We start from the raw sequence: 24031 nt of genomic DNA on the forward strand, positions 1-24031 counted from the left end.
CTGCTCTCGGCGGCCGTCGTCCGGCGGGCTGGCGCCGATTCAGCGGGTGCGCGCCGGCCCCCGCCGAATCGGCACGATTCCGCTGGCAGAACGGCGGGGACGAGCCGATCCGGCGGGGTCAGCCGCGCCAGTCAGACCCGGCGCGTGAACACGACGTGCGTCACGCCGCTCGGCGAGCTGACGCTCTCGACGTCGAAGCGCCCCTCGAGCCCCTCCAGGTCGTCCCAGACGCGCTCGCCCCGGCCCAGCACGATGGGCACGATCACGAGATGCAGGTAGTCGACGAGATCCGCGCGCAGGAACTCGCGGACCGTCTCCACGCCGCCGCCGATGCGCACGTCCAGGCCGTCCGCCGCCGCCGTCGCCTGGGCCAGCGCCTCGGCCGGTGTCGCGTCGACGAAGTGGAACGTCGTGCCGCCCTCCATGACCAGCGGCTCGCGCGGGTAATGCGTCAGCACGTAGACCGGCGTGTGGAACGGCGGCTCGTCGCCCCACCAGCCCGTCCACTCGTCGTCGGTCCAGGGTCCGCGCTGGGGGCCGAACTTGTTGCGGCCCATGATCTCGACGCCGATCCCGGTGCCCCACGCCGAGGCGAACGCGTCGTCGACGCCGGCGGTCCCGCCTTCGGCGCCCTGCATGGCCCGGAACGTCCGGGTGCCCGTGAACCAGCCCATCAGCCGCCCGTCGGCGTGGCCGAACGGGGCCTCGAGGCTCTGGTCGGCTCCAGCGCCGAACCCGTCGAGCGAGACGGCGAAATTGTGGATGCGGACGGCGCTCATGGGGCTCCCTCGGTCGGTTCGGTGCCAGCGTAGCTCCGCCGCCCGCGCCGCCGCCGACTCCGTCGCGCCGATCCGTCGAGCGGACTGAACCTTCTCGCACTCTGTCTCGTTGTCGGGATAGGCCAGCCCGGCCGCGTCACCGCGACGCCCGTTCGACGAGAAGAGATAGCGATGTCCCTCCCCCGCTCCCGCACCGCCCTCCTGGCCTTCACCGGCCTGTCCGCCCTCGGCGTCCTGACCGGCTGCTCGGCCGGCGCCGCCTCGACCGGCGGCGGGTCGTCCGCCGACGCCGGCGCGACGAAGGCGCCTGCGAGCTCCGACAGCGGCTCGACCTCCGGCAGCTCGGCACCCGCCGATGCCGGCTCCGGCACCTACGAGGACGGCGCCTACACCGAGCAGGGAACCTACTCGTCGCCCGGCGGCCAGGAGGTCATCAGCGTCACCCTGACGATCGCGAGCGACGCGGTGAAGGCGGTCAGCGTCAAGACGGTCAAGGCCGACCCGACGGCGACGCAGTACGAGGCGAAGTTCATCGGCGGCATCTCGGACGCCATCGTCGGCACGAAGATCGACGACCTCCATGTGACCAACGTCGCCGGCTCGTCGCTGACCAGCCAGGGCTTCGACGACGCGCTGTCGAAGATCAAGTCCGATGCCAAGGCCTGACGCAGCGCTCGCGCCGGCCCGGATCGAGTTCGACGCGATCGGCACGCGCTGGAGCATCACCACACTCGAGGCCCTGCCTGCTGACGCGTGCCGAGCCGTCGACGCCCGGATCGAGGCGTTCGACCTCGCCTGGTCGCGGTTCCGCCCCGACTCTCTGGTCAGCCGCATCGCGCGGAAGGCGGGGCGCTACGAGCTGCCCGGCGAGGCGGGGCCGCTGCTCGACCTCTACTCGGTGCTCGCCGCCGCGACCGATGGCGCCGTCAACCCGCTCGTGGGCCGGCGCCTCGAGCACCTCGGCTACGGCGCCGACTACGCGTTCCACGCGACGCCCGACCCCGCGGCCGTGCCGCGGTGGGGCGACGCCGCCACCTGGAACGGCACGCACCTCGTCACGCGCGAGCCGGTGCTGATCGACGTGGGCGCGGCGGGCAAGGGCTACCTGGTCGACCTGGTAGCCCACGTCCTCGCCGACGCCGGCATCGACGACTTCACCATCGACGCCGGCGGCGACATCCGCCAGGCGGGCGAGGTCCCTGCCCGGGTCGCCCTCGAGCACCCGCTCGATCCGACGCTCGCCATCGGCGTCGTCGAGCTGCGCGACTCGGCCCTGTGCGCGTCGGCGGTGAACCGCCGCGCCTGGGGCGACGACCTCCACCACGTGCTCGACGGGCGGTCGGGTGCGCCCACGCGGGAGGTCCTCGCGACCTGGGCCCTCGCCCCCACCGCCCTCGAGGCCGACGGCCTGGCGAGCGCGCTGTTCTTCACCACGCACGCCGAGCTCGCCGAGCGGGGTGTCGGCATCGCGTTCGAGTCGCTCCGCCTCCTGCGCGACGGCTCGGTCGAGGCGACCGCCGCCTTCGACGAGGTGCTCTTCCGATGAGCGCTCCGGCTGCCGCCCACGGCCGCACCACCCGACCGCGCTCGGTCTCGGCCTGGTTCGACGGGGTCACCGGCCGCGTCACCATGTACCGGCTCGTGCTCCTGGCGCTTCTGGCCCTGCTCGTCTGGTCGCTGATCGCCGCGGCGCTGGGGCTCATCGCCTACAGCCCCCTGGCCATCGTCGTCGGCGCCCTCGTGGCCTGCGTCGCCACCGTCGTCAGCACGCGGCTGCTCGCCCTGGCGTTCCGAGCGAAGGCCCACACGGAGTCGTCGTTCGTGACGGCGCTGATCCTCGTCTTCCTCTTCCAGCCGAGCCTCACGGGCACCGGCATCGCCGCCCTCGCGATCGCGGGTGCCGTCGCCTCGGCCTCGAAGTACCTCCTCGCGATCCGCGGACGCCACGTCGCGAACCCCGCCGCCATCGCGGCCGTCGTCATGAGCGTCGCGATCCCCGCGGCTTTCCCGGGCTGGTGGATCGGGTCTCCGGCGATGCTCCCGGTCGTCCTGGTCGCCTCCCTCGCGATCCTGCGGCGCACGCGAAACCTCACGATGGGCCTCGTCTTCGCGGTCGTGGCGGTCGCCGGCGTGACCCTCGCGTCGATGTCGTTCGGCACCGCATTGCCCGCCGCGCTCTCGAACGCCGTGCTGTCGTCGCCGGTCGTCTTCTTCGCGGGGTTCATGCTGAGCGAGCCGCTCACCCTCCCGCCGCGGCGCTGGCAGCAGCTGGCCCTGGCCGTGATCGTCGGCGTGCTGTTCGCCCTGCCGTTCCACGTCGGGCCCCTCTACGGCACCTACGAGCTGGCGCTCGTCATCGGCAACGTGCTCGCGTTCGCGGTCGGGCAGCGCCGACGCGTCGCCCTCGAGTTCGTCGAGCGCCGGAGGCTGACGCCGACCGCGTGGGAGGTGGCGTTCCGCCCGCGGCGGCCGGTCGCGTTCAGGGCGGGGCAGTTCCTGGAGCTGAGCATTCCGCACGCGGGGGCCGACGTGCGCGGGCAACGGCGCGTCTTCAGCATCGTGTCGGCGCCGTCCGAGCCCGACGTGATCCGCATCGGCATCAAGGCCGCCGACCCGTCGTCGACGTTCAAGAGCCGACTGCTGGCGCTGGGCGACGGCGAGACCGTGAGCGCGACCGTGGTCGGGGGCGACTTCACGCTGCCCGCCGATGCCTCGGTGCCGCTGCTGCTGGTGGCCGGCGGCATCGGCGTCACCCCGTTCGTCAGCCAGCTGGCCGAGGCCGCCGCCCGCGACGAGCTCCGCGACGTCGTGGTCGTGCTCTCGGCATCCACCCCCGACGAGCTCGCGTACCTGGGCGAGCTGCGGCTCGGCGGGGGCCGCGGCATCGTCCTGACGCAGGAACTCCCGGCCCACCTCCCGCCGGGCTGGACGTACGCCGGCCGCGGGCCTCTCACCGTCGAGCACCTCCGCGACCTCGTGCCCGACGCGCACCGCCGGCGAGCCTACGTCTCGGGCTCCCCGCGTCTGGTCGCCGGGGTGAAGGCCGTCCTGAAGCGGGCCGGCGTGCGCCGTGCCACCACCGATGCGTTCACGGGGTACTGACCGGTGCACGCTGGCCCACGCACGGCTGGCCCGCGAACCCTGTCCCGTGACCCTCGGCGACATCTGATGGAGACTTGCCCCGAGGAGGGACGCCATGCGCGGTGACCACAGCGAGCTGCTGTCGGCGATCCACGACACGCACGCGCCCGCGCTCCAGCGGTACGTGTCGCGGCTGACGAACGACCCCGCCCTCGCGGAGGACATCGTGCAGGAGTCGCTGCTGCGGCTCTGGAAGCACACCCGCCTGCTCGAGGGCGACGACCTCTCGGCGCGGCGCTGGCTGTTCACCGTGGCGCGCAACCTGGTCGTCGACGACGCCCGGAGCGCCCATCACCGCCACGAGTTCCCGACCGACCTGCTGCCCGAGCGCGCGACCGCCGACGAGACCGACGCCAGCCTGAGCAAGTGGCTGCTGCAGGACGCCATGAAGTCGCTGACCCGCGAGCACCGCCAGGTGATCGTCGGCGCCTACCACCTCGGCATGTCCATCGCCGACCTGGCCGACCAGGCCGGGGTCCCGCCCGGCACCATCAAGTCGCGACTGCACTACGCGCTGCGGGCCCTGCGGCTCGCGCTTCAAGAGAGGGGGGTCACCCAGTGACCCACGACACCCCGCCGCCGACCTCGGGAGACGAGCCCCGCGACTGGGACGCCGCCTACGTGCTCGGCTCGCTCACGCCCGAGGAGCGCCTCGAGTACGAGGCCTACCTGCGCGACCGTCCCGACGCGCGCGCCGAGATGGCCGAGATCGCCGGGCTGCCCGCGCTGCTCCGCTCGCTGAGCGCCCAGGAGGCCCTCGAGCTGCTCGACGACGAGGCGACGACGCCCGTGCCGTCGAGCACGGTGCAGTCGATCGCCGGCCGGATCGCATCCCGCCGTCGGCGCCGCCGCGTCGGCCTGGTGCTCGTCGCCGCCGTCTCGGCCGTGCTCCTGATCGCCGGGGGCTTCACCGTCGGCGCCCTGCGTCCCGACCCGTCCGCCCCGCTCGCGGCCATGACCCCCGCCGCCGGAAGCCCCGTCGAGGCCGACATCGGCCTGACCGCCAAAGACTGGGGAACCCGCGTCGACTGGCACTGCTCGTACGGCACCGACTGGGCGACCGACAGCGGCTCGTACGACCTGGTCGTGATCGACGACGCCGGAACTCGCACGACCGTCGCCACCTGGAAGGCCATCGGCGGCACGGCGTCCGACCTCTCCGCCGCCACCGACATCGCCGCCGGGTCGATCCGCGCCGTCTCCATCACCCCCGCCGGCTCCGACGTGGCGCTCGCGACGCGGCACTACTGACCGCGCCCGCCGCGCGCCGCTCGGACTCCCTACGGGACGATGACCGCGCGGCCGCGGATGGAGCTGCTCGCCAGGTCGGCGTAGGCCTTCGGGCCGTCGTCGAGCGAGTACTGCTGGACCTCGACGTCGATCTTGCCGGCACGGGCCAGATCGAGCACCTCGATCAGCTCGTTGCGGTAGCCCCAGTACGGAATCCGCACGGCGACGTCGTACTGGATCGTGCCGAAGCCGAACTCGACGGCGCCGCCGCCGATCCCGACGATCGTGACGTCGGCCTCCGACGCGGCGACGGCGATGGCGAGCGGGATGGTGGGCTTGGCGCCGACGAAGTCGAACACCGCGTCGACTCCCTTGCCGTCGGTCAGCTCGAGGATCTTCGCCGCGGCGTCGCCGTCGCTGATCATCGTGATGTCGGCGCCGACGTGCTTCGCGAGCTCGAGCTTCTCGTCGTTGACGTCGAGCACGATGACCGTCGCACCCGAGAGCGCCTTGAGGATCTGGATGCCCACGTGGCCGAGGCCGCCCGAGCCGATGACGACGGCGTGGGTGCCGGCGCCGAGCTTCGGCAGGGAGCGCTTGATCGCGTGGTAGGGCGTGAGGCCGGCGTCAGTGAGCGAGACGTTCTTGACCGGGTCGAGGTCGCCCAGCGGCACCAGGTGGCGCGGGTCGTCGACGATCATGTACTCGGCCATCGAGCCGTCGGTGCCGAGACCGGGAGGCGTGATGCCGAGCTCTGCCGCGTTCGTGCAGTAGTTCTCGTGGCCCATCGAGCAGTTGCGGCAGTAGCCGCAGCCCCAGGGGCCGTAGACGGCGACGGCGTCGCCGACCTTCACCGTCGACACGCCCTCGCCGAGCTCGTGGACGATTCCCGCGCCCTCGTGGCCGAGCGTCATCGGGAGCGGGTAGCCGGCGGCGGCGTACTCCTCCGCCGACAGCCCCATCACGTAGTCGTCGGAGTGGCAGACGCCGCCGGCGGTCACCTGGAGCAGAACCTGCCCTGGGCCCGGCTTCGGGATCGGGATCTCGACGACCTCGGGGGCCGCGCCGACCGTGACGTAGCGGAGTGCCTTCATTGCTGTTCCTCTCGTGCGGCAGCGCTGTCCGGGGAACTCGTTTCGACGACAGGTGTCGCGCTAGTGTCCCTTCATTATGCGCCCGAAGACCCAGAGCACGTCGCAGAGACCGGCCCGACGCGAGGAGCTAGCGATCCTCGCCGGGGTGGACGGGGGCGGCCGAGCGCGAGCCGGCCACGGCGTCCCGGGGGACGGCGTCGGCCAGTTCCTGCCGCTCGGCCTCGGTGAGCGAGACGGCGGCGGCTCCCGCGTTCTCGTCGAGCCGCTCGCGGTGGCGGGTGCCCGGGATCGGAACGACGCCCTGGCCGATCAGCCAGGCCAGGGCGACCTGCGCCACGGTGGCCTCATGGGTCCGGGCAATCGCCTCGACGCGCTCGACCAGCCGGAGGTTGGCTGCGAAGGCGTCGGGCTGGAACCGCGGCAGGTGGCGTCGGGCGTCGTCGGAGGCGAGCTCGTCGAGACTGCGGATGCCGCTGGTCAGGATGCCCCGGCCCAGCGGTGAGAACGCGACGAGCCCGATGCCGAGCTCGTCCATGACCGCCTTCTCGTCGTTGTGCAGGACGTCGCGCGCGAACAGCGAGAACTCCGACTGGACCGCGGCCAGCGGGTGCACGGCGTGGGCCCGGCGGATCGTGGATGCCGCGGCTTCCGAGAGGCCGATGTGGCGCACCTTGCCCTCGGCGACCAGCTCGGCCATCGCGCCGACGCTCTCCTCGATCGGGACGGCCGGGTCGACTCGGTGCAGGTAGTAGAGGTCGATCACGTCGGTGCCGAGGTGCTTCAGCGACCGCTCGGCAGCGTGCCTGATGTAGGCGGGCGTGCCGTTGCGGCCGTGCACCGTCCCGTCGTCGTCGGTCTCGGTCGACGCCTTCGTGGCCAGGGTCACCTCGTCTCGCCGGTCGCCGAGGGCCCGCGCGATGAGCTTCTCGTTCTCGAACGGCCCATAGGCCTCGGCCGTGTCGATGAAGGTGACCCCGATGTCGATCGCGTGCCGGAGCGTGGCGATCGACTCCTTCTCGTCGCTCGCCCCGTAGAAGGCGCTCATGCCCATGGCGCCCAGGCCGATGCCCGAGACGTCGAGGCCGTCGCCGATCCGAGTGGTGCTGATGCTCATTCGCTGTCTCCTGCGTGTCTGTCGTCGGCGACCGCGGACGCGGCCTCCCGGTAGGCGGCGATCTTGCGATCGATGGCGGCGAGGTGCCGCCGGGTGCGCTCGAGGTCGGCGACGACCCGGGTGCGGTGCTCCTCGAAGGCGACGAGCCGCTCGCGCTCGGTCCCGGGGCGCCGGCTGATCTCCGCGATGCGGTGCATGTCCGCGATCGACATCCCGGTCTCGCGCAGCATGACGAGACCGGCGATCCAGTTGAGGTCGCGCCGGCCGTAGCGGCGCTTCCCGCCGGAGTTCCGGGGCGCAGGATCGAGCAGCAGCCCGGCGCGCTCGTAGTACCTCAGGGTCTCGACGCCGAGCCCCGTGACCCGCGCCGCCTCGCCGATCGGCAGCCCGCCGTCGGGCACGTCGACCTCGACCTCGGGGAGAAGGAGTTCGCTCATGTGCCCATCGTCACACCTGGAGCGCGCTCCAGGTCAAGTGCGGGTGTCCGTCGCGCGCGCGACGGCTCAGCCGGCGGGGCCGAACCGGCGCGCGTAGGCCCGGCGGCTCGTCTTGCCCGCGTCGTTGCGGACGGGGTCGTCCACGACGTGGATCCGCGCGGGGCGGCGAGCGCCATCGAGTCGACCGGCCGCCCAGGCGAGCACGTCGCCGGCCTCGACCGCGGCGCCCGCGACGTCGACGACGGCCTCGATGCGCTGCCCGAGGTCGTCGTCCGGCACGCCAAAGGCCACGGCGCTCCGCACGGCGAGATGAGTCTCGAGCACGCGCTCGATCTCGGCGGGGTGCACGTTGACCCCTCCTCGCAGGATCAGGTCGTCCGCACGGTCGACGACGTAGAGGTACCCGTCGTCGTCCACCCGCCCGAGGTCGCCGATGGTGTCCCACCCGTCCGGGGTCCGCGACGAGGAGCCGCCGAGGTAGCGGTAGGTCGGCTCGCCCTCCCGGTGCAGCCAGATCCGGCCGACCTCGTTCGCCGGGAGCTCCGCGCCATCGGCGGAGCGGATCGCGACCGTAGTGCCGCCGATCGCGCGGCCGACGCTGCCGGGGTGGGCCAGCCACTCGTCGCCGCGGATCATGACGAGCCCGTTCGACTCGCTGCCCGCGTAGACCTCGACGACGCGCTCCGGACCGACCCAGTCGAGGAAGCGGCGCTTGAGGTCGGGCGGGCACGGCGCCCCCAGGTGCAGGACCGTGAGGAGGCTCGAGAGGTCCGCGGCTGCGCGCTCGGACTCCGGTAGGCGGAGGAGCCGGTGCATCATCGTCGGTACGAGCAGCGCCCACGTGACCCGGTGGGTCTCGATCGCGGCGAGCGCCCGAGTCTCGTCGAAGCGCGGGAGGATGACGAGGGCGTGGCCGGTCATCAGGCCGCGGAACGCGTAGGTGAACGTGGCGGAGTGGGTCAGCGGCCCGGTGACGAGCTGAACCTGCTCGCGCGGCAGGTAGGGCGCCACGGCGAGGTCGGGATCCATGAGGGCCGGCCCGGCCGCCAGGACGACCTTGGGGCGCCCGGTCGAGCCCGACGACGTGGGCGCCTTCCAGCTCGCGGCCCAGGCGTCCGGCAGCGGGGCGTCCGAGACCGAGGCGCCGGGAGTCCAGCCGACGGGCACCCACGGCACGTCGCGTTCAGCCTCAAAGCCGACGACCAGGGCCGGCGACACCAGCTCGACGAGCTCGTCGCGCTCCGCCAGCGAGAGCCCCGTCGAGATCGGCTGGGGCGTGGCGCCGCACTTCCAGATCGCGACGCAGACGATCACGATCTCGACGGTGTTCGGCAGCGAGACCGTCACCAGCGAGTCTGTCGTCACACCGAGGGCGAGGTAGGCCCGCGCGAGGCGGTTGGAGGCCTGGTCGAGCTCGACGGCCGTCAGCGTCCCCGCGTCGTCGGTCGCGACGACGCGGTGGGGATCCTGCTCAGCGAGCGCCGTGAAGATCCGGGAGATCGACTGCCTGGCCATGGTCGCCCTCCTGACCGACCGCTTCGTAGAACGACTCGTGGAGGCGTGCGACGTCGTCCCAGTCGTGGGCGGCCGCCAGCGCGCGACCGCCGTCGGCCGTCGGCCCGTCGCCGCCGATCGCCGACGAGAGCGCCGCGGCGATCGACGTCGCCTCGGTGGCGTACGACACGGTCGAGCCGAACACCTCGCGCAGGACAGGGAGGTCGCGCGCGACGACGGGGACTCCGGCGGCGAGGGCCTCCATCGCCGCCAGGCCGAAGCCCTCCTTGGTCGACACGAACGCCAGGGCCGCGGCGCCGGCGACCAGAGGGGCCAGCTCGGGCTCGTCGATCACGCCGAGGATCGTCGGCGCGATCCCGAGCACGGCGGCCCGCGCATTGAACGCATCGCGGTACGGGCGGTAGTCGAAGAGCGTCTCGCCGCCGCCGAATACCAGCCGCAGGTCGGGGCGCTGAGAGCGCAGGAGGGCGAACGCATCGAGGAGGTCGATGCTCCCCTTGCGCGGCTCGATCCCGCCGAGTGCGAGCACGTAGGGCCCGAGCTCCGTGCGCCAGCGATCGCGGCCCGCCTTCCCGGCCGGGCCGGCGGCGGCCGCGAATCGCTCCGCGTCCACGCCGTTCGGGATCACCGTCGGCGCGAGCCCCCAGCCGTCTGCGACGTCGGAGGCGACCGCCGCCGACACGCACAGCCGGGCGATCGGCTCCCGGATGGCCGCGTCGTGGCAGGCGATCAGCTGCGGGGTCGTGAACTCGTCGAGGTGGTGGATCGTGCGGATGCAGGGGCCGACCGCGTTGGCCGAGATGCAGTCCTGCGCGTGGACGGCGTCGAACTCGGACGACGACTCGGCGAACGCCCTCCGCATCATCTCGATCGACCTCTGGATCCGGTGCCCCACGTCTTCTCCGTCGATCGGCTCGAACGGGACCACCCGGATGGTCACGGCGGGGTCGACCGAGCGGAAGAAGGCCTGGTCGCCGCCGCGCCCGAGGGTCCAGACCGTGACGTCGTGGCCGCGACGGGCCAGCGCCTCCGAGAGGGCGAGCGTGTGGACCACGCCGCCGCGCGGCTTGGTCGAGTAGGTCACCTGGGCGATACGCACGCGACCTCCAAGGTCAGTCGAGATCGGTCAGTCGAGGGCCGCGGCCACCGTGGGGCCGTAGGCCTTGGGGGCGCGGTCGCGGAGATGGAACATGGTGCGCCGGGCCCGGGCGACATCGGTAGCGACATCGGCCGTGGCGACGGCGAGGCCCCCCTTGGCCCAGGTCTTGGCGATGATCTCGCCGGCCGGGTCGACCACCTTGGCCTGCCCCAGGAAGCGCAGCCCGCCGAGGACGCCGGTCTGATTGGACGACACGAGGTAGACCTGGTTCTCGGCGGCGCGAGCGCAGTCGTAGAGGTCGAACAGGTGGGCCTGACGGTCGTTGCGGAGTCGGTCCGAGCGGTCGGTGACGCTGGCGGGCCAGGCGCTGAGGCAGGCGAGGATCTCGGCGCCGTCGAGAGCCAGCGTCCGCGACGACTCCGGGAAGGTCTTGTCGAAGTCGATCAGCATGCCCAGGCGCCCCACGGGGGTGTCGAACGAGCGGAAGCCGGATCCTGCGCGATAGGCCTCGGACTCGCCCAGCGGCAGGTGCACCTTGCGGTGCGTGCCGAGGACCCTGCCGCCCTGGACGCAGACGGCGCTGTTGTACCGGACGTCCTCGCCGCCCTCGAGCGCCCTCTCGGCCACGCCGAAGCACAGCGTGAGGTCGCCTGCCATGTCGGCGATGGCCTGGACCTCCGGTCCGTCGAGCTCGACGGCCGGCGGCAGCGCCTCCGGGCCGGGGTGCACCATGTCGAGCAGGTAGCCCCCGACAGTGGCGTCGGGCAGGACGAGCAGGTCGATGCCGCGCTCGCGCGCCTGGTCGATCATGCCCGGCAGCTTGGCGAGGGTCCGCTCGATGTCGCGCCCGAAGTGGGCGGCGACCGCGCCCATCGTGATCTCGGCCATGTCGGACAGGCTAATGCCCGCTACCCCGGCACAGCGGCCTCCGCGGGGTGTCGCGCGCGGTCGCCGATGGCCGACGAGAGGTGCTCCGAATCGCGGGCGATCGCCGCGAAGCGCCCCGACCCCCAGGTGTGGAGCCACGGCAGGCCCAGGAAGTACAGCCCCGGAGCGGCCGTGACACCGCGCTGGTGCGTGGGGTGCCCGGCGCCGTCGAAGACGCCGACCTGCACCCAGGAGTAGTCGGATCGGAACCCCGCCGACCAGATGATGCTGGTGATCCCGGCCTCGTCGAGGTCGAGGGACGTCACCTCCTCGTCGGGCCGCCACACCGGCACGTAGCGGTCTTCGCGGGGAGCGTGGATCCCGGCACGGTCGATGTACCGGTCGATGTCGGTCTTGATCGACTCCATCACCGAGTCGGCGTGGTCGAGCGACGCCTCGGCCGTCGGGCTGAAGGCGAGCGACGTGCCCTCGCCGCCGATCAGACGACCGTAGAGGCGCATGCCGTCGAGGGCGAACGACCGCAGGTCGATGTCACGGCCGCCGTCGCGTCCGGTCATGTAGTGATTCGTCGACTCGCGCTTGGTGAGTCCGCCGACCTGGGCCTGGACGGGGATGTCGTAGACGCCCATGTCGTCGAGCCAGGCGATGCAGTCGCGGCCGCGGTAGAAGCGAGCGCAGCGAGGAGCCGACCCGAGAGCCAGGTGGACCTCGCGCCCGGCGAGGAACAGGTCTTCGGCGATCTGCGCGCCCGACTGGCCGGAGCCGACGACGAGCACTCCCCCCTGGGGCAGCACGTCGGCGGACCGGTAGTCGGCGGAGTGCACCTGCACGATCGAGCTGCTGATCCGGCCGGCCGCTGCCGGCAGGACGGGCCGGTGGTAGCCGCCGGTCGCGACGACCACCTGGTCGGCCGTGATGGTGCCCTGGTCGGTGACGACCTCGAAGCCGCCCGCCGCCCCCTCACGCACTCGAGTGACGAGCACGCCCTCCACGACCGGCGCACCGAACGACTCGGCGTAGCGGCGGATCCAGGCGAGCACCTCGTCGCGCTTCATGAAGCCGTCCGGATCGGCGCCGTCGTACGGATACCCGGGCAGAGCGCACTGCCAGTTCGGCGTGACCAGGGTGAAGTTGTCCCAGCGGCGGTCGGCCCAGTCGTGGGCGACCGTGTCTCGCTCGAGCACGAGGTGGCCGATGCCCTGCTGCGTGAGCTGCCAGCTCATGGACAGCCCGGCCTGGCCGCCCCCGACGACGGCGACCTCGACGTGCGAGCCGTCGGTGATCCGCGCGCTCACGCGGGCAGCCCCGGTTCCATGCGCAGGATCTCGACGGTGCCGGTATCGAAACCGGCTGCGGTCGCGACGATCTCGCTCTTCTGCTGGATCGCCGACGTGCAGCTGAAGCCGTACGCGGCGAGCACCCGCTCGCTGGCGAGGTCGAGCGCCGCCGACGACCGCCTCACGAACTCGTCCACCGAGTACGTCGCTCCGCGGTCGAGGTAGTCGTGCATCACGAGGCTGGGCGAGTAGCAGGACACCTCGGAGCCGTCCGGCCAGCGCACCTCGAAGGTCATCTCAGGCATCGATCAACGCCCCCTCGCCGGTCCGGTACACGTCGGGGCGACGGTCTCGCAGGTGGAACATGCCGCCGCGCATGGCTGCGAAGGTGCCCTCGACGTCGATCTCGGCGATCGCCATGCCCGAGTCGAGCAGAGTCGTCGCGAGGATGTTGCCACCCGGGTCGACGACCTTCGCGTTGCCCACGTAGCGGAGCGAGCCGAAGGTGCCGGCCTGGTTCGAGGCGATCCAGAACACCTGGTTGTCGAGGGCCCTCGACATGTCGAACAGGTTGAACCGGTAGGTCCAGCGGTCCTCCTGCAGGTTCTCGGCGGTCGCGGTGCGCGCAGCCGGCCAGGCGGACATGCTCACGATGATCTCGGCGCCGTCCATCGCGAGCGAACGGGCCGCCTCCGGGAACGCCTTGTCGTAGCAGATCTGCATCCCGACGCGACCCACGGGGGTGTCGAACGCCTCGTAGACGTCTCCGGCCGAGTACGACATGTTCTCGCCGAGCGGCTGATGCACCTTGCGGTAAGAGCCGTAGATCGTCGTCCCGTCGAGGCACACGGCCGCGTTGTACCGGGTCTCGCCGTCGTCGGCCAGCTCGCAGAAGCCGATGCAGACGACCAGGTCGCCCACGATGCTCTGGACCCGGCGGATCTCGGGGCCGTCGAGGGAGATCGCCGGCGGCAGGGAGCGCGTCGTGTTCTTCAGGGTGTCGCCGTGGTTGCCGAGCGACGAGAGGTACCCGCCGATCGCGGCCTCCGGCAGGACGAGGAGCCGCACGTCTTTCTCCCGTGCCTCGGCGACCAGGGATTCGATGAGCGCGTAGTTCTGCTCGAGGTCTCGTGTGAAATTCGCCGAGACGGCTGCGACGGTGGTGGCCATCGGGTCTCCTTGCGGTGAGTGGAGCGGGACGCGCAGGATCCTGCGGTGCACCTAGTCAACGACGGCACGTGTTTCTGAATGGTTACGGCAGGAATAAGAGCTCGTTTCGGCGGAAACATGCAATCTCGCCGAAACCAGTCCGCAACAAACACGGCAAAGACTCGATCCCGTACGGCTCCCGATCCAGACACGCATGCATCTCGACCCGCTAGGAGACACACATGAGCGACATCGACTACGACCAGCAGATCCTCGACAACATCGAGACCTCTCGCACCGAGATCCCTCACCCCTCGATCCCCAAGGGCTCGAACATCTACGGATCGACGAAGATCTTCCCCGACTACACGGCCACGAAAGACGAGTACTACTTCCAGCTCGTCCACGGCATCGCCCACGAGTCCTCCGTCAGCTTCGTCGCGACGCTGCAGGCGATCCGCGCCCTCCGCAAGGGATTCTCGAGCGTCCTGTACTTCTACGGCCCGGGCTCGATGAACTGCATCGCCAACCGCGGCTTCCCGACGACCGGGGCCGACGGGTTCCCGGGCGAGAACAACATCAACAACGCCCTGGAGACCTTCATCAAGGAGGGCGGCACCGTGTTCTGCTGCCGCTTCGGCCTGGCACTCCACGGCAACCGCGAGGAGGACCTCATCGAGGGCGTCATCCCCTGCCACCCGCTCGACGTCCAGGACGCCGTCATCCACTACGCCCGCAAGGGCGCGATCATCAACAGCACCTACATGGTCTGACCGTGACCATCACCAACGGCGGGGCGCTGTCGACCCGGGTCGACGTCGCGATCCGCGGCATCCGCGTCGCGGCCCCCGTGCATCGAGAGGGCGGCGCCGGGCCGAGCGACGACGGGCACGTGCTGTTCCAGGGGATGCAGTCGGCCATCCCGGTCAACCAGGACAGCCCCTACCTCGTCGACGACGGCCGGCTCCTGCTCGACGGGGAGGACACCGGAATCGAGGTGTCCCCCGTCGATCGGCCGAGGTTCTACGACCTCGCCACCGCCGACGGCGTCCCGTACGAGCAGATCGCGCGCCTGCACGGCGCGAAGGTGCTCGCCACGACGGTCGTGCAGACCTGCATCCGCTACGACCCGGCGGAGCGCTGCCGCTTCTGCTCCATCGAGGAGTCGCTGAAGTCGGGGAGCACCGTGGCCGTCAAGACGCCGGCGATGATCGCCGAGGTGGCGGAGGCGGCCTGGCGACTCGACGGGGTCGAGCAGATGGTCATGACGACCGGCACCTCGAACGGGCGCGACCGCGGGGCCACCCACCTGGCCCGCTGCGTCCGCGCGATCAAGAAGGCCGTCCCCGACCTGATGATCCAGGTCCAGTGCGAGCCACCCGCCGACCTGACGACGATCACCGACCTGTACGAAGCCGGCGCCCGCTCGATCGGCATCCACGTCGAGTCGATGGACGACGCGGTCCGGCGCCGGTGGATGCCGGGCAAGTCGCGCGTCTCGCTGGACGAGTACCGGGCCGCCTGGAGGGAGGCCGTGCGGGTCTTCGGCCGCAACCAGGTCTCGACCTACCTCCTCGTCGGAATGGGCGAGGACCCCGACGAGATGGTCGCCGGAGCGCAGGAGCTGATCGACATGGGCGTCTACCCGTTCGTCGTCCCGTTCCGCCCGCTCCGCGGCACCCTCGCGACCGACGTCGACAAGGTGCCTGCACCCCACCGCGGCGTCCTCCACGACATCACGTCCCGGGTGTCGCAGGCGCTGATCGCTGCCGGGATGCGCGGCTCCGACCAGAAGGCGGGCTGCGCGGCGTGCGGCGCGTGCTCCGCTTTGCAGACGGCGGGGGGCTAGGGGTGGCCCTGCTGGATGTGCCGGCCCTCATGGGGCCGAGTGTCGTCGCGCGTCCCGCCGAGTTCCTGGTCGCCATCGCCGAAGGCACGGAGGTCGACGCCTACCGCAGGCTCCGGCATTCGGCCTTCGTCGATGAGCAGGGGCTCTTCGCGGGCACCGACCGCGACGACCTGGACGACGACCCGCGCACCGTCGTGCTCGTGGCGCGGGCCGGCACGACGGTCGTCGGCGGCGTGCGGATCTCGCCCGTCGGCACCCGCGACATCGGCTGGTGGACGGGCTCGCGCCTGGTCGTGGCCCCCGAGGCCCGCAGTGCGCTCGGAATCGGCTCCGCGCTCGTGCGGGCGGCGAGCGCCCTGGCGGAGCAGCTCGGGGTGATCCGCTTCGACGCGACCGTGCAGACCCGGAGCTCGGTCCTCTTCCGTCGCCTCGGCTGGCAGACGACGGGCAGCACCGTCATCGGCGGCGTCGACCATCTCGCCATGCGCTGGCCGATCGACCGGTACCAGCGACTCGTCGACGTCACGAAGTCGCACCTCGCCGCCCTGCTCGAGCCCCACTCGGCGTGGGCCGACGCCCCGGCGACCTCGCTCGGCGGCCCCGGCTGGGTCGGCGACGACGGCGCTCCCGTGCCCGGAAGCGACGTGATCGCCGCGTGCGACGCGATCCTGCCCTCGATGGTCGAGCGGGATCCGGAGTGGGCCGGCTGGTGCGGCGTGCTCGTCAACGTCAACGACCTGAGCGCGATGGGCGCCGCGCCGGTCGGGCTTCTCGACGCCGTGGCCGGGCGCGACACGGAGTTCGTCCGCCGCGTGATGACAGGCATCCGTCGCGGCGCTGCGGCCTGGGGCATCCCCATCTTGGGCGGGCACACGCAGGTCGGCGTGCCAGCAGCGCTCTCCGTCACGGCTCTCGGACGCACGGGCCACCCGGTTCCGGGCGGGGGCGGCCGCTACGGCGACGCGCTCAGCCTCACCATCGACGTCAGCGGCTCCTGGCGCGAAGGACACCGCGGAGCGCAGTGGAACTCGACCGAGGGACGCCGCTCCGACGAGCTGCGCGACCTCGCCGCCGCCGTGGCCCGCGCGCGGCCGGCCGCCGCGAAGGACGTCAGCATGGCCGGGATCGTCGGCACGGCGGGCATGCTCGCCGAGGCCAGCGGCTACGGCGCGGTGCTCGACGTCGAGGCGGTCCCGACGCCGCATGCCTCGGCAGACGTCGCGCTGGGCGACTGGCTCGGGTGCTTCCCGGGCTTCGGGATGATCACGGCCGACCGCCCGGGCGAATCGCACATGGACTCTCCGTTCGCATCGACGGCCGAGGTCGGCTCGCTGACGCTGGAGCGCGGCGTCGTCCTGCGGTGGCCCGACGGCGAGATCACGCGAGCGGTCACCGGCGGGGTGACCGGCCTCGGCCCCGCCTGAGCGCGGCCGCGTTCGCGCGCTCCGACCGCGTCAGCGCGTCGTCTCGGGTCGGATCTCGCGGACGCCGGCGATCTCGGCGTTCATCCCGGCAGGCTACCCGCGAGCAGACCGAGGCCCCGCACCTCTCGGCGCGGGGCCTCGCCTTCAGCGGGCGCTCCTAGCGAGGAGTGACCGTGATGGAGTCGAGCTCCGCATAGCCCGAGCCCCCGGCGTAGTTCGGCGATCCCTTCGCCAGCCGGATGACATTCGACCCGGCCTTGAGCGTGACCGGCGTCGTGACGGAGTTCGCGAACGAACCCCAGCTGCCCGTCACCGGGTAGGAGACCGTCGAGAACGCGCCTCCGTTGTAGGCCAGGCCCTGGGTCGATGTGGCCGTGCCCCCGTTGGCGTAGCGGACAGCGAGGTTGTAGCTGCCGGCCGTGGGAACGGTGACGAGGAAGTCCACGAAGCTGTCGCTGCGCATGTCGGACGACCCGTCGATGCGACCGACGTAGCCGCCGTTGGAGGCGGTCGACGAATTGAGCCTCGACGCATTGACGACCGTGGCGTTCTCAGCCTCGTAGGTCTGCTGGTATGCCGTGGTGGGGCCGGCGACCGGAGTGACGGTGAGCTGGTAGGCGCCGTTGTAGTCGGCGTTGGCCGAGACAGGGACGCTGACCGAGCCGTTGGCGACGGGGAGCGTCTGCGAGCCGAGGGACGTCGGCGCGGCGACGTTGGTCTGCCGTCCCGATCCCGGCGTGTACGACAGCGTCGCCTTCACCTGCGTGCCGAAACCGGAGAGCCCGTCGACGCGCACCGTGGTGGTGCCGGCCTGGCCGCCGAAGACGACGTCGACCTTCTTGCGCGTCGAGTCGAGGGAGGCGATGCCGTCGAGGTAGTTGGACGCGGTGACGGGCAGCATGTTTCCTGCCATGTCGCCGTACCACTTGTACATCCAGTAGCTCGCGGTCGGAGCCCCGTTGTAGAGGAGTCCGTTGACGGTCCCGGACTCGAACCAGTACGCGCGCTCTGCGTCGCGGACGCCGGCCCGCTCGAACTGGGCGACGTAGTGGAGGGCGGCGCTGGGCACGTCGACCTGGTCGGGCGCCGCGTACTCGTTGATCGAGATGGGGCGGGGCGAGATGCCCAGGGAGGTCTCGACGGCGCGGTAGTCGGCGACGTCGGATGTGATCCGCGCCCAGCCGTTCTGACCGCTGTCGAGTTCGTGCCAGCTGGTCACGTCGGGGATGGTGCCGGTGTTCTTGGCGTTGGTCAGGAACGCGACCATGGTGGCGTGGTTGTACTGGCTGTAGCTGGGCCCGACGATGGGGGTGACCGTGTCGAGCGATCGGACCTCGCGGTAGATCTGGACCCAGGCGTCGTTGAACGGGCCGGCCTTGGCGGTGTCCCAGTTGCCGTCGGGCTCGTTCCAGAGCTCCCAGCCGTTGATGTTCGTGGTCGACGTCGCGGCGAGGCGGGCCTTGACCATGGTGTCGACCTTGCTCAGGTAGTCCGACATCGAGACCCACTTGTACGGGAAGTCCGGGTAGATGTCGGGCATGCGGACCGTCGTCTGGACGCCGGCGCCGATCGCGCTAGGGGCGACCTTGAGTGCGTCGCCGGTCGGCGTCGTCGCACCGTTGCCGAGCTGAGTGACACCGGGCGCCGGCTGCGTGAGCTGGCTCAGGTGGAGGGCCGGGAGGAGCGCAGGATCCGGGGTGGTCGTCGTCGCCAGCGCGTAGAGGCCCCCCGAGGCGGCGTGGGTGACCGGCCGCAGCGTCGCGCCGGCATTGACGACGAGGGTGTTCGTCTCCGCCTGCGCGGCGCCGGCGAAGGCGAAGACGCTGGTGGCCACCAGGGCCGACGCCGCTATCGCTGACGTGATGGTTCTCTTCTTCATTCCATGCTCCTTTGCGTGGTCTGCTGATGTTTCTTTCCGTCCGCCCGGACAGGCTGCCCCGGCGAAGCCTGTCGGCGCGCTACCCCCTCGGGAGCCACACCCGCATCGTCGAGGGCCCGTCGTTCGCCCAGGTGGCGTAGGGGACGAGCATCGCGTGGCGCCCTGGCCCGTCGGCCGGGACGGCGTCGCCGTACGGCCACGCCGGATCGACAGTGGAGATGTCGCGGACGGTCACCCCGGCGCCGCGGTCTGTCGTCCACAGTGGCTCGTCCGTGTCCACGACGACGTCGTTGACCGAGCCCCCGGTCTCTTCGAGGCAGAGGACGAGGGGACCTCGCTCGACGGCCACGGTGCCGCGGATCGCGTCGATCCGAGGGTCCGGGGTGGTCCACCGCGCCTCCATGGGCAGGTCGAGCTGGACGGTGTCGCCCGCTTCGAAAGCCCGCGAGACGATGGCGTGGTCGGCGTCGACGCTGCGTGGCTGCTCGCCGACGAGGCTCAGGACGGCGCCGGCACCCCAGGCCGGGATTCGGAGCCGCAGGTCGACCGAGCGGCCGGTGCTCCGGCGCCAGGTGACCGTGACGCGGCCGTCGAACGGGTAGCCGCTCGTGACGGAGAACTCGATCGGCGTGCCGTCGGCGAGTGTCGTGTGCACGTCGTAGTCGCCGTACTGGTGCAGCTGGATGCCGTCGTCGGTCTTGGTGGCGAAGTACAGCTCGACGCTGGCGAGCGTGCGCGCGACGTTGGTCGGGCAGCACGACACCTCGAACCACGGCGCTCGGAGGCTCGACAGAGCCCGGGCGTTGATGTCGACCTCGGACGGCACCGTGCCGGGAACACGCTGGTGGAGAGTGTTGGTGTAGAAGAAGGCTCGGCCGTCTTCCCGCGGGGACGCCATGACGTTGTTCAGCAGCGTGCGCTCGATGAGGTCTGCATACGCCGAGTCGCCGTTCTGCAGGAGCAGGCGCCACGACAGCATCGTGGAGGCGATGCCGGCGCAGGTCTCCGAGTAGGCGCGGTCCGGCGGGAGCTCGTGGTCGGCTCCGAACGCCTCATCCTGGTGGTGCGATCCCATGCCGCCGGTGACGTAGGTGCGGGTGGCCACCGTGTGCCGCCACTGCTGCTCGACGGCGTGGGCGAGTTCCTGATCCCCTGTCTCCACTGCGACGTCGAGCGCGCCTGAGGCCAGGTACAGGGCGCGTACCGCGTGGCCTCGGAGGGTCGTCGCCTCGCGGACGGCCACGTCGTCCTGGAAGTACTCCTGGCCGTACTCGATCGGCTTCAGGAGCCCGTGCCCGCGGCGCTCGACGAACAGGCCGGCGAGCTCGATGTAGCGGGGCTCGTCGAGGGCTCGTCCGAGCTCGACCAGTGCGGGCTCTATCTCGGGGTGGCCGCAGACGGCGACCCGCCCGTCGGGCCCGAAGGTCTCGTAGAGGTGGTCGGCGAGGCGGACGGCGACATCGACGAGCTCGCCGTGGCCGACAGTGCGGATGCGGGCGACGGCGGCCTGGATCAGGTGGCCGAACGAGTACAGCTCGTGACCCCACTCGAGGTCCGAGTAGCGCGGGCGCTGCCACGAACGGCCGAAGGACGTGTGGAGATAGCCGTCGGGGTCCTGCGCCGCTGCCACGCGCGAGACCAGCGAGTCGTAGCGGGCGTTCAGCTCGGGGTCGCCACCGCGGCCGAGCTCCCAGGCCATGCCCTCGAGGAGCTTGTAGATCTCGGAGTCGACGAACTCGATGCCCGAGTGCTGCCAGCCGGTCTCGCCGGAGGCGGCACGGTCGAAGTTCGAGGTCCAGCCGATGCGCTCCATCCAGGTCTCGCAGTGAAGCAGGACGACCTCGGCGTTGGTCCGCTGCCAATCGCGCCAGTACCCCTTGGTCAGATGGATCTCGCTGGAGTCGAGCGGGGTGAGGAGCGAGGTCGACGGCGACACGGGACCGCCGCGTCGATTGGTCGAGCGACCTTCTGTGCCGGGGGCCGCGAGGGAGATGGTGTCGGTCATGGTCAGTCCTTCACGGCGCCCGCGGTGACACCGGCGGCGACGTAGCGCTGGGCGACGATCAGCAGGATGGTCGCGGGGATGGAGGCGACGACGGCGGTCGCCATGATGGAGTTCCAGTCCTGGTTGTTGTTGCCGATGTAGCGGTAGATGCCGAGGGTGATCGTCTGGGCGTCCCCGCCGGAGTTGAGAGTCGAGGAGAAGACGAAGTCGGACCACGCCCACAGGAACGCGAAGAGGCTCACGGTCACGATCGAGTTGCGGCTCACGGGCAGGACGACGCTCAGGAACGTGCGCATGGTGCCGGCGCCGTCGAGTTTCGCGGCGGACATCAGCTCGTCGGGAATCCCGCTCATGAAGGCGGTGAAGATCAGCACGCCGAAGGGCACGGCGAGGGTGGAGTCGGCGATGATGAGGCCAGCGGGCTGGTTGAGGATGCCGAGGTTGAGGTAGATGGCGTAGAAGCCCATGGCCACGATCACCTGCGGGATCATCTGCGCGACCAGCAGGACGAACGAGAGCGCGCCCCCGCCCTTCGGCCGCAGCTTGGCCAGCGAGTAGGCCGCGGGAGCGGCGACGACGACCGTGAGCAGGACGGTGCCGAGGCCGATCACGAGGCTGGTGCCGAGGTAGGGGAGCTGCTGCTGGATCACGGCGATGTAGCCGTCGAAGGTCGGTGCGAACGGGAACCAGGATGGCGGCGAGCTCCGCATCCGGTCGGCCGGCGTCAGCGAGACGTTCACCATCCAGTAGATGGGGAACAGCATGATCGCCGTGAAGACGAGGCCGAGGAGGGTCTTGTGCCAGGTGCGGCGGCCGCGCCGCCTGCTTCCGGGAGCGACGTTCGAGAGTCGAGTGGTGATGCTGGACATCAGGCGTCCTGCCTTTTCTGCACGCGGAGGTAGAGGAACCCGAAGATGAGGGCGATGACGATGAGGAGGTTGCCGACGGCGGCGGCCGGGCTGAAGTCCGGCAGAGTGCTGCCGAAGCCGAGCTGATACGACCAGATGGCGAAGGTGGTGGACGAATCGCCCGGGCCGCCCTTGGTCATGATCCAGATGATGTCGAAGACCTTCAGCGTGTAGACGAGGCCGAGAAGAATCGTGATCGCCGACACCGGCTTGAGCAGAGGGAACGTGATCCGCCAGAACTTCTGCCACGCGTTGGCGCCGTCGAGCGAAGCCGCCTCGTAGATGTCCGTCGAGATGTTCTGCAGGCCGCTGTAGAGGATCACCAGGTTGAACGGGATGCCGATCCAGATGTTCGCGATGATCACTGCGACGAGTGCCCAGTGCGGGGAGGTCAGCCAGTTGATGCCGGTGCCGCCGAAGCTCTGGATAACGGAGTTGATGACGCCAGAGTCGCTGTTCATCATCCACGACCAGGTCGAGGCGCTGACGATGAGCGGCAGGAGCCAGGGCACCAGGAACAGGGCCCGCAGGGTCGAGGAGAGCCGGAAGTTCTGGAAGAAGAACACGGCCAGGGCCATGCCGATCGTGAACTGGAAAGCGATCGAGATGCCGGTGAACAGCAGCGTGTGAACGAGTGCCGGTCCGAACGTCGGGTTCTGGAAGATCGCGGTGAAGTTGGCGAATCCGACGAACGGGGCGTTGCCGTCGATGAACGACCGGACCGTGTAGTCGCGCACGGAGAGGTCGACGTTCTTGAAGAGCGGGTACGCGTAGAAGATGACGAGGTAGGCGATGACCGGGGCGATGAACCCCCAGGCGGTGAGCTGGTCGGCGCGGAATCGCTTCTTCAGAGAGGATCGGGGCGGGAGGCCGGCGTTCTTCGCCGGCCTCCCGTCGGGCACGGCGGCCTCAGGGCGTTCGATGATGGTGCTGCTCATGGGGATGCTCCTGCGGGCTGCCGTGTCGGGGGTGGGAATTACTTGATTGCCGCGGCGGCGGCGGTCTGCGCCTGCTTCAGGGCGGCGTCGGGCGTCTGCGAGCCGCTGAGGCTGTTCTGCACGGCCTTCCACAGCTGCTCGGAGATCTTGGGGTACTTCGTGCCGAGGTTGTCGCTGGTGCGACCCTTGGCGTCGCCGACCGCGGTGACCCAGGGCTCGAGGTCCGGGTCGGCCGCGACCTGCTTCTCCTGCGCGGCCTTGGTGGGGGCGACGTACGAGAGGGTGGTGTCGGTCGAGACGTAGTTGGCCGTCGAGGTCAGGCACGACTGGATCTTCTTCGAGACTGCGTAGCGAGCAGAGTCCTTCTGGACCGGGATGGTCAGGAACTCGCCGCCCGTCGGCGCGGGAGCCGCTCCGCCGGCTTTCGCCGGGATCGAGATGATGCCGTAGTCGATCTTCGACGCCTTGACGCCGGCGAGCTGCCAGGTGCCGTTCTCACTGAAGGCGAAGTCGCCGGTGAGGAACTCCTGCCAGGAGGTCGTCTGCGTGTTGTTGATGACCGAGTTGGGGGCGTAGCCCTTGTCGACCCAGTCGGTCCAGAGCGAGAGAGCCGATGCCGCGTCCGACGAGTCGAGCTTCGTCAGGTCGGCTCCCGACCCCCAGTACCAGGGCAGGAACTGGAAGCTTCCCTCTTCGGTGCCGATGGCCGAGAAGGTGATGCCCTTCTTCCCGTCCGCCTTCACCTTTGCGAGGGCCGCGGTCAGGGAGTCCCACGTCGTGATCTTCGAGGCGTCGACGCCGGCCGCGCTCAGGATCTTCTTGTTGTAGTAGAGCGCGAGCGTGTTAGCACCGATCGGAACTCCATACGTCTTGCCGTCGACCTGGCCGGCCGCGAGGATGTTCGCCTCGATGTCGGAGGTGCTGGTCTTGGTCTCCGAGGTGTCCGTCAGCAGGCCCGCATCGGCGAGAGTGGAGACGACGGGGTTGTCGACGAGCAGGAGATCGGGCGAGTTGCCCTGCTGGCCGGCGAGAAGCGCCTTGCTGGTGAGATCCGACGTGTCGTAGCCGGTGCGCTTGATCGTGACGCCGGCTTCCGTGCCGCACTTCTCAACCAGTTTCGTCCAGGCGGACGACGCGTCGAACTGCGGATACGGGTCCCAGAACGTGTAGGTGCCCTTGGCGGCGGAGCTGCCGCCACCGGATCCGGTGGAGCAGCCGGTGAGCGCGACGGTGGCGACGGCGAGACCGGCGAGCGCGGTCAATGCGCGCTTGCGGCGGAAGAACGAGATCACAGTGATTCCTCTC

Annotated in this window: 23 protein-coding genes; 8 read left to right on the forward strand and 15 right to left on the reverse strand. The window is 70.7% G+C overall.

The window, feature by feature from the left end; genetic code table 11:
- Positions 1-131 precede the first annotated feature (131 nt).
- Positions 132-779, reverse strand: coding sequence for a dihydrofolate reductase family protein (locus AC3CBB_RS12025; RefSeq protein WP_488624747.1), 648 nt, complete (start codon positions 777-779; stop codon positions 132-134).
- A gap of 171 nt (positions 780-950) precedes the next feature.
- On the opposite strand from AC3CBB_RS12025, the gene AC3CBB_RS12030 reads away from it, so the two are divergent.
- The 5 genes from AC3CBB_RS12030 to AC3CBB_RS12050 all read left to right on the forward strand — a co-directional run bounded on the left by AC3CBB_RS12030 (position 951) and on the right by AC3CBB_RS12050 (position 5171).
- Complete coding sequence (locus tag AC3CBB_RS12030; protein ID WP_488624748.1) at positions 951-1445, forward strand: hypothetical protein; 495 nt, start codon at positions 951-953, stop codon at positions 1443-1445.
- Positions 1432-2325, forward strand: coding sequence for an FAD:protein FMN transferase (locus AC3CBB_RS12035; RefSeq protein ID WP_488624749.1), 894 nt, complete (start codon positions 1432-1434; stop codon positions 2323-2325). Before AC3CBB_RS12030 ends, AC3CBB_RS12035 begins: the two co-directional genes overlap by 14 nt.
- Positions 2322-3881 carry an FAD-dependent oxidoreductase gene (locus tag AC3CBB_RS12040; protein ID WP_488624750.1) on the forward strand — a complete coding sequence of 520 codons (1560 nt, stop codon included), beginning with the start codon at positions 2322-2324 and terminating at the stop codon, positions 3879-3881. Before AC3CBB_RS12035 ends, AC3CBB_RS12040 begins: the two co-directional genes overlap by 4 nt.
- A gap of 94 nt (positions 3882-3975) precedes the next feature.
- Positions 3976-4482, forward strand: coding sequence for a sigma-70 family RNA polymerase sigma factor (locus tag AC3CBB_RS12045; protein ID WP_488624751.1), 507 nt, complete (start codon positions 3976-3978; stop codon positions 4480-4482).
- Positions 4479-5171: an anti-sigma factor family protein gene (locus AC3CBB_RS12050; protein WP_123505547.1), complete on the forward strand. Its 693-nt coding sequence runs from the start codon at positions 4479-4481 to the stop codon at positions 5169-5171. Before AC3CBB_RS12045 ends, AC3CBB_RS12050 begins: the two co-directional genes overlap by 4 nt.
- A gap of 29 nt (positions 5172-5200) precedes the next feature.
- On the opposite strand, the gene AC3CBB_RS12055 is transcribed toward AC3CBB_RS12050, so the two are convergent.
- The 9 genes from AC3CBB_RS12055 to AC3CBB_RS12095 all read right to left on the reverse strand — a co-directional run bounded on the left by AC3CBB_RS12055 (position 5201) and on the right by AC3CBB_RS12095 (position 13744).
- Positions 5201-6244 (reverse strand): NAD(P)-dependent alcohol dehydrogenase, encoded by a 1044-nt coding sequence (locus tag AC3CBB_RS12055; protein WP_488624752.1) that lies wholly within the window; start codon positions 6242-6244, stop codon positions 5201-5203.
- Between the two features lie 127 nt (positions 6245-6371).
- Positions 6372-7358, reverse strand: a complete 987-nt coding sequence (locus AC3CBB_RS12060) for an aldo/keto reductase (protein ID WP_488624753.1) — start codon at positions 7356-7358, stop codon at positions 6372-6374.
- Positions 7355-7795, reverse strand: coding sequence for a MerR family transcriptional regulator (locus AC3CBB_RS12065; RefSeq protein ID WP_488624754.1), 441 nt, complete (start codon positions 7793-7795; stop codon positions 7355-7357). The genes AC3CBB_RS12060 and AC3CBB_RS12065 overlap by 4 nt, the downstream gene beginning before the upstream one ends.
- Positions 7796-7861: 66 nt before the next feature.
- Positions 7862-9310: an AMP-binding protein gene (locus AC3CBB_RS12070; protein WP_488624755.1), complete on the reverse strand. Its 1449-nt coding sequence runs from the start codon at positions 9308-9310 to the stop codon at positions 7862-7864.
- Positions 9267-10409 carry an MSMEG_0565 family glycosyltransferase gene (locus AC3CBB_RS12075; protein ID WP_488624756.1) on the reverse strand — a complete coding sequence of 381 codons (1143 nt, stop codon included), beginning with the start codon at positions 10407-10409 and terminating at the stop codon, positions 9267-9269. The genes AC3CBB_RS12070 and AC3CBB_RS12075 overlap by 44 nt, the downstream gene beginning before the upstream one ends.
- Positions 10410-10436: 27 nt before the next feature.
- Entirely contained in the window at positions 10437-11297 is an 861-nt protein-coding gene (locus AC3CBB_RS12080; protein WP_488624757.1) for a carbon-nitrogen hydrolase family protein, read from the reverse strand.
- 20 nt (positions 11298-11317) lie between these two features.
- The gene (locus tag AC3CBB_RS12085; RefSeq protein WP_488624758.1) at positions 11318-12592 is read right to left on the reverse strand and encodes an MSMEG_0569 family flavin-dependent oxidoreductase; all 1275 of its coding nucleotides are present in this window, start codon (positions 12590-12592) and stop codon (positions 11318-11320) included.
- Positions 12589-12879: an MSMEG_0570 family nitrogen starvation response protein gene (locus tag AC3CBB_RS12090; RefSeq protein WP_488624759.1), complete on the reverse strand. Its 291-nt coding sequence runs from the start codon at positions 12877-12879 to the stop codon at positions 12589-12591. The genes AC3CBB_RS12085 and AC3CBB_RS12090 overlap by 4 nt, the downstream gene beginning before the upstream one ends.
- The gene (locus tag AC3CBB_RS12095) at positions 12872-13744 is read right to left on the reverse strand and encodes a carbon-nitrogen hydrolase family protein (RefSeq protein ID WP_488624760.1); all 873 of its coding nucleotides are present in this window, start codon (positions 13742-13744) and stop codon (positions 12872-12874) included. The genes AC3CBB_RS12090 and AC3CBB_RS12095 overlap by 8 nt, the downstream gene beginning before the upstream one ends.
- 221 nt (positions 13745-13965) lie before the next feature.
- On the opposite strand from AC3CBB_RS12095, the gene AC3CBB_RS12100 reads away from it, so the two are divergent.
- The 3 genes from AC3CBB_RS12100 to AC3CBB_RS12110 are packed head-to-tail and all read left to right on the forward strand — an operon-like array spanning position 13966 to position 16996.
- A complete protein-coding gene (locus tag AC3CBB_RS12100) occupies positions 13966-14496 on the forward strand; it encodes an MSMEG_0572/Sll0783 family nitrogen starvation response protein (protein ID WP_488624761.1) in 531 nt (176 codons plus the stop codon).
- Positions 14497-14498: 2 nt separating this feature from the next.
- Positions 14499-15572 (forward strand): MSMEG_0568 family radical SAM protein, encoded by a 1074-nt coding sequence (locus tag AC3CBB_RS12105; protein WP_488624762.1) that lies wholly within the window; start codon positions 14499-14501, stop codon positions 15570-15572.
- Between the two features lie 2 nt (positions 15573-15574).
- Positions 15575-16996, forward strand: coding sequence for an MSMEG_0567/sll0787 family protein (locus AC3CBB_RS12110; protein WP_488624763.1), 1422 nt, complete (start codon positions 15575-15577; stop codon positions 16994-16996).
- Positions 16997-17153: 157 nt separating this feature from the next.
- Here AC3CBB_RS12110 and AC3CBB_RS12115 read toward each other — a convergent pair whose 3' ends face one another.
- The 5 genes from AC3CBB_RS12115 to AC3CBB_RS12135 all read right to left on the reverse strand — a co-directional run bounded on the left by AC3CBB_RS12115 (position 17154) and on the right by AC3CBB_RS12135 (position 24018).
- Positions 17154-18875, reverse strand: a complete 1722-nt coding sequence (locus AC3CBB_RS12115) for a CBM35 domain-containing protein (protein ID WP_488624764.1) — start codon at positions 18873-18875, stop codon at positions 17154-17156.
- A gap of 79 nt (positions 18876-18954) precedes the next feature.
- Positions 18955-20880, reverse strand: coding sequence for a glycoside hydrolase family 127 protein (locus AC3CBB_RS12120; RefSeq protein ID WP_488624765.1), 1926 nt, complete (start codon positions 20878-20880; stop codon positions 18955-18957).
- A 2-nt stretch (positions 20881-20882) separates the two neighbouring features.
- Positions 20883-21749, reverse strand: a complete 867-nt coding sequence (locus AC3CBB_RS12125; RefSeq protein WP_123505556.1) for a carbohydrate ABC transporter permease — start codon at positions 21747-21749, stop codon at positions 20883-20885.
- On the reverse strand, positions 21749-22726 hold the full coding sequence (locus AC3CBB_RS12130) for a carbohydrate ABC transporter permease (RefSeq protein ID WP_488624766.1): 978 nt from the start codon (positions 22724-22726) through the stop codon (positions 21749-21751). Before AC3CBB_RS12130 ends, AC3CBB_RS12125 begins: the two co-directional genes overlap by 1 nt.
- A 38-nt stretch (positions 22727-22764) precedes the next feature.
- The gene (locus AC3CBB_RS12135; protein ID WP_233579918.1) at positions 22765-24018 is read right to left on the reverse strand and encodes a sugar ABC transporter substrate-binding protein; all 1254 of its coding nucleotides are present in this window, start codon (positions 24016-24018) and stop codon (positions 22765-22767) included.
- Positions 24019-24031 lie beyond the last annotated feature (13 nt).

The sequence above is a fragment of the Frondihabitans sp. OV104 genome, from assembly GCF_057787745.1.

Coding starts and splice junctions, on each gene's coding strand:
- AC3CBB_RS12025 (WP_488624747.1), bottom strand. CDS start 779: ATGAGCGCCGTCCGCATCCACAATTTCGCCGTCTCGCTCGACGGGTTC.
- AC3CBB_RS12030 (WP_488624748.1), top strand. CDS start 951: ATGTCCCTCCCCCGCTCCCGCACCGCCCTCCTGGCCTTCACCGGCCTG.
- AC3CBB_RS12035 (WP_488624749.1), top strand. CDS start 1,432: ATGCCAAGGCCTGACGCAGCGCTCGCGCCGGCCCGGATCGAGTTCGAC.
- AC3CBB_RS12040 (WP_488624750.1), top strand. CDS start 2,322: ATGAGCGCTCCGGCTGCCGCCCACGGCCGCACCACCCGACCGCGCTCG.
- AC3CBB_RS12045 (WP_488624751.1), top strand. CDS start 3,976: ATGCGCGGTGACCACAGCGAGCTGCTGTCGGCGATCCACGACACGCAC.
- AC3CBB_RS12055 (WP_488624752.1), bottom strand. CDS start 6,244: ATGAAGGCACTCCGCTACGTCACGGTCGGCGCGGCCCCCGAGGTCGTC.
- AC3CBB_RS12060 (WP_488624753.1), bottom strand. CDS start 7,358: ATGAGCATCAGCACCACTCGGATCGGCGACGGCCTCGACGTCTCGGGC.
- AC3CBB_RS12065 (WP_488624754.1), bottom strand. CDS start 7,795: ATGAGCGAACTCCTTCTCCCCGAGGTCGAGGTCGACGTGCCCGACGGC.
- AC3CBB_RS12070 (WP_488624755.1), bottom strand. CDS start 9,310: ATGGCCAGGCAGTCGATCTCCCGGATCTTCACGGCGCTCGCTGAGCAG.
- AC3CBB_RS12080 (WP_488624757.1), bottom strand. CDS start 11,297: ATGGCCGAGATCACGATGGGCGCGGTCGCCGCCCACTTCGGGCGCGAC.
- AC3CBB_RS12090 (WP_488624759.1), bottom strand. CDS start 12,879: ATGCCTGAGATGACCTTCGAGGTGCGCTGGCCGGACGGCTCCGAGGTG.
- AC3CBB_RS12095 (WP_488624760.1), bottom strand. CDS start 13,744: ATGGCCACCACCGTCGCAGCCGTCTCGGCGAATTTCACACGAGACCTC.
- AC3CBB_RS12100 (WP_488624761.1), top strand. CDS start 13,966: ATGAGCGACATCGACTACGACCAGCAGATCCTCGACAACATCGAGACC.
- AC3CBB_RS12115 (WP_488624764.1), bottom strand. CDS start 18,875: ATGAAGAAGAGAACCATCACGTCAGCGATAGCGGCGTCGGCCCTGGTG.
- AC3CBB_RS12120 (WP_488624765.1), bottom strand. CDS start 20,880: ATGACCGACACCATCTCCCTCGCGGCCCCCGGCACAGAAGGTCGCTCG.
- AC3CBB_RS12125 (WP_123505556.1), bottom strand. CDS start 21,749: ATGTCCAGCATCACCACTCGACTCTCGAACGTCGCTCCCGGAAGCAGG.
- AC3CBB_RS12130 (WP_488624766.1), bottom strand. CDS start 22,726: ATGAGCAGCACCATCATCGAACGCCCTGAGGCCGCCGTGCCCGACGGG.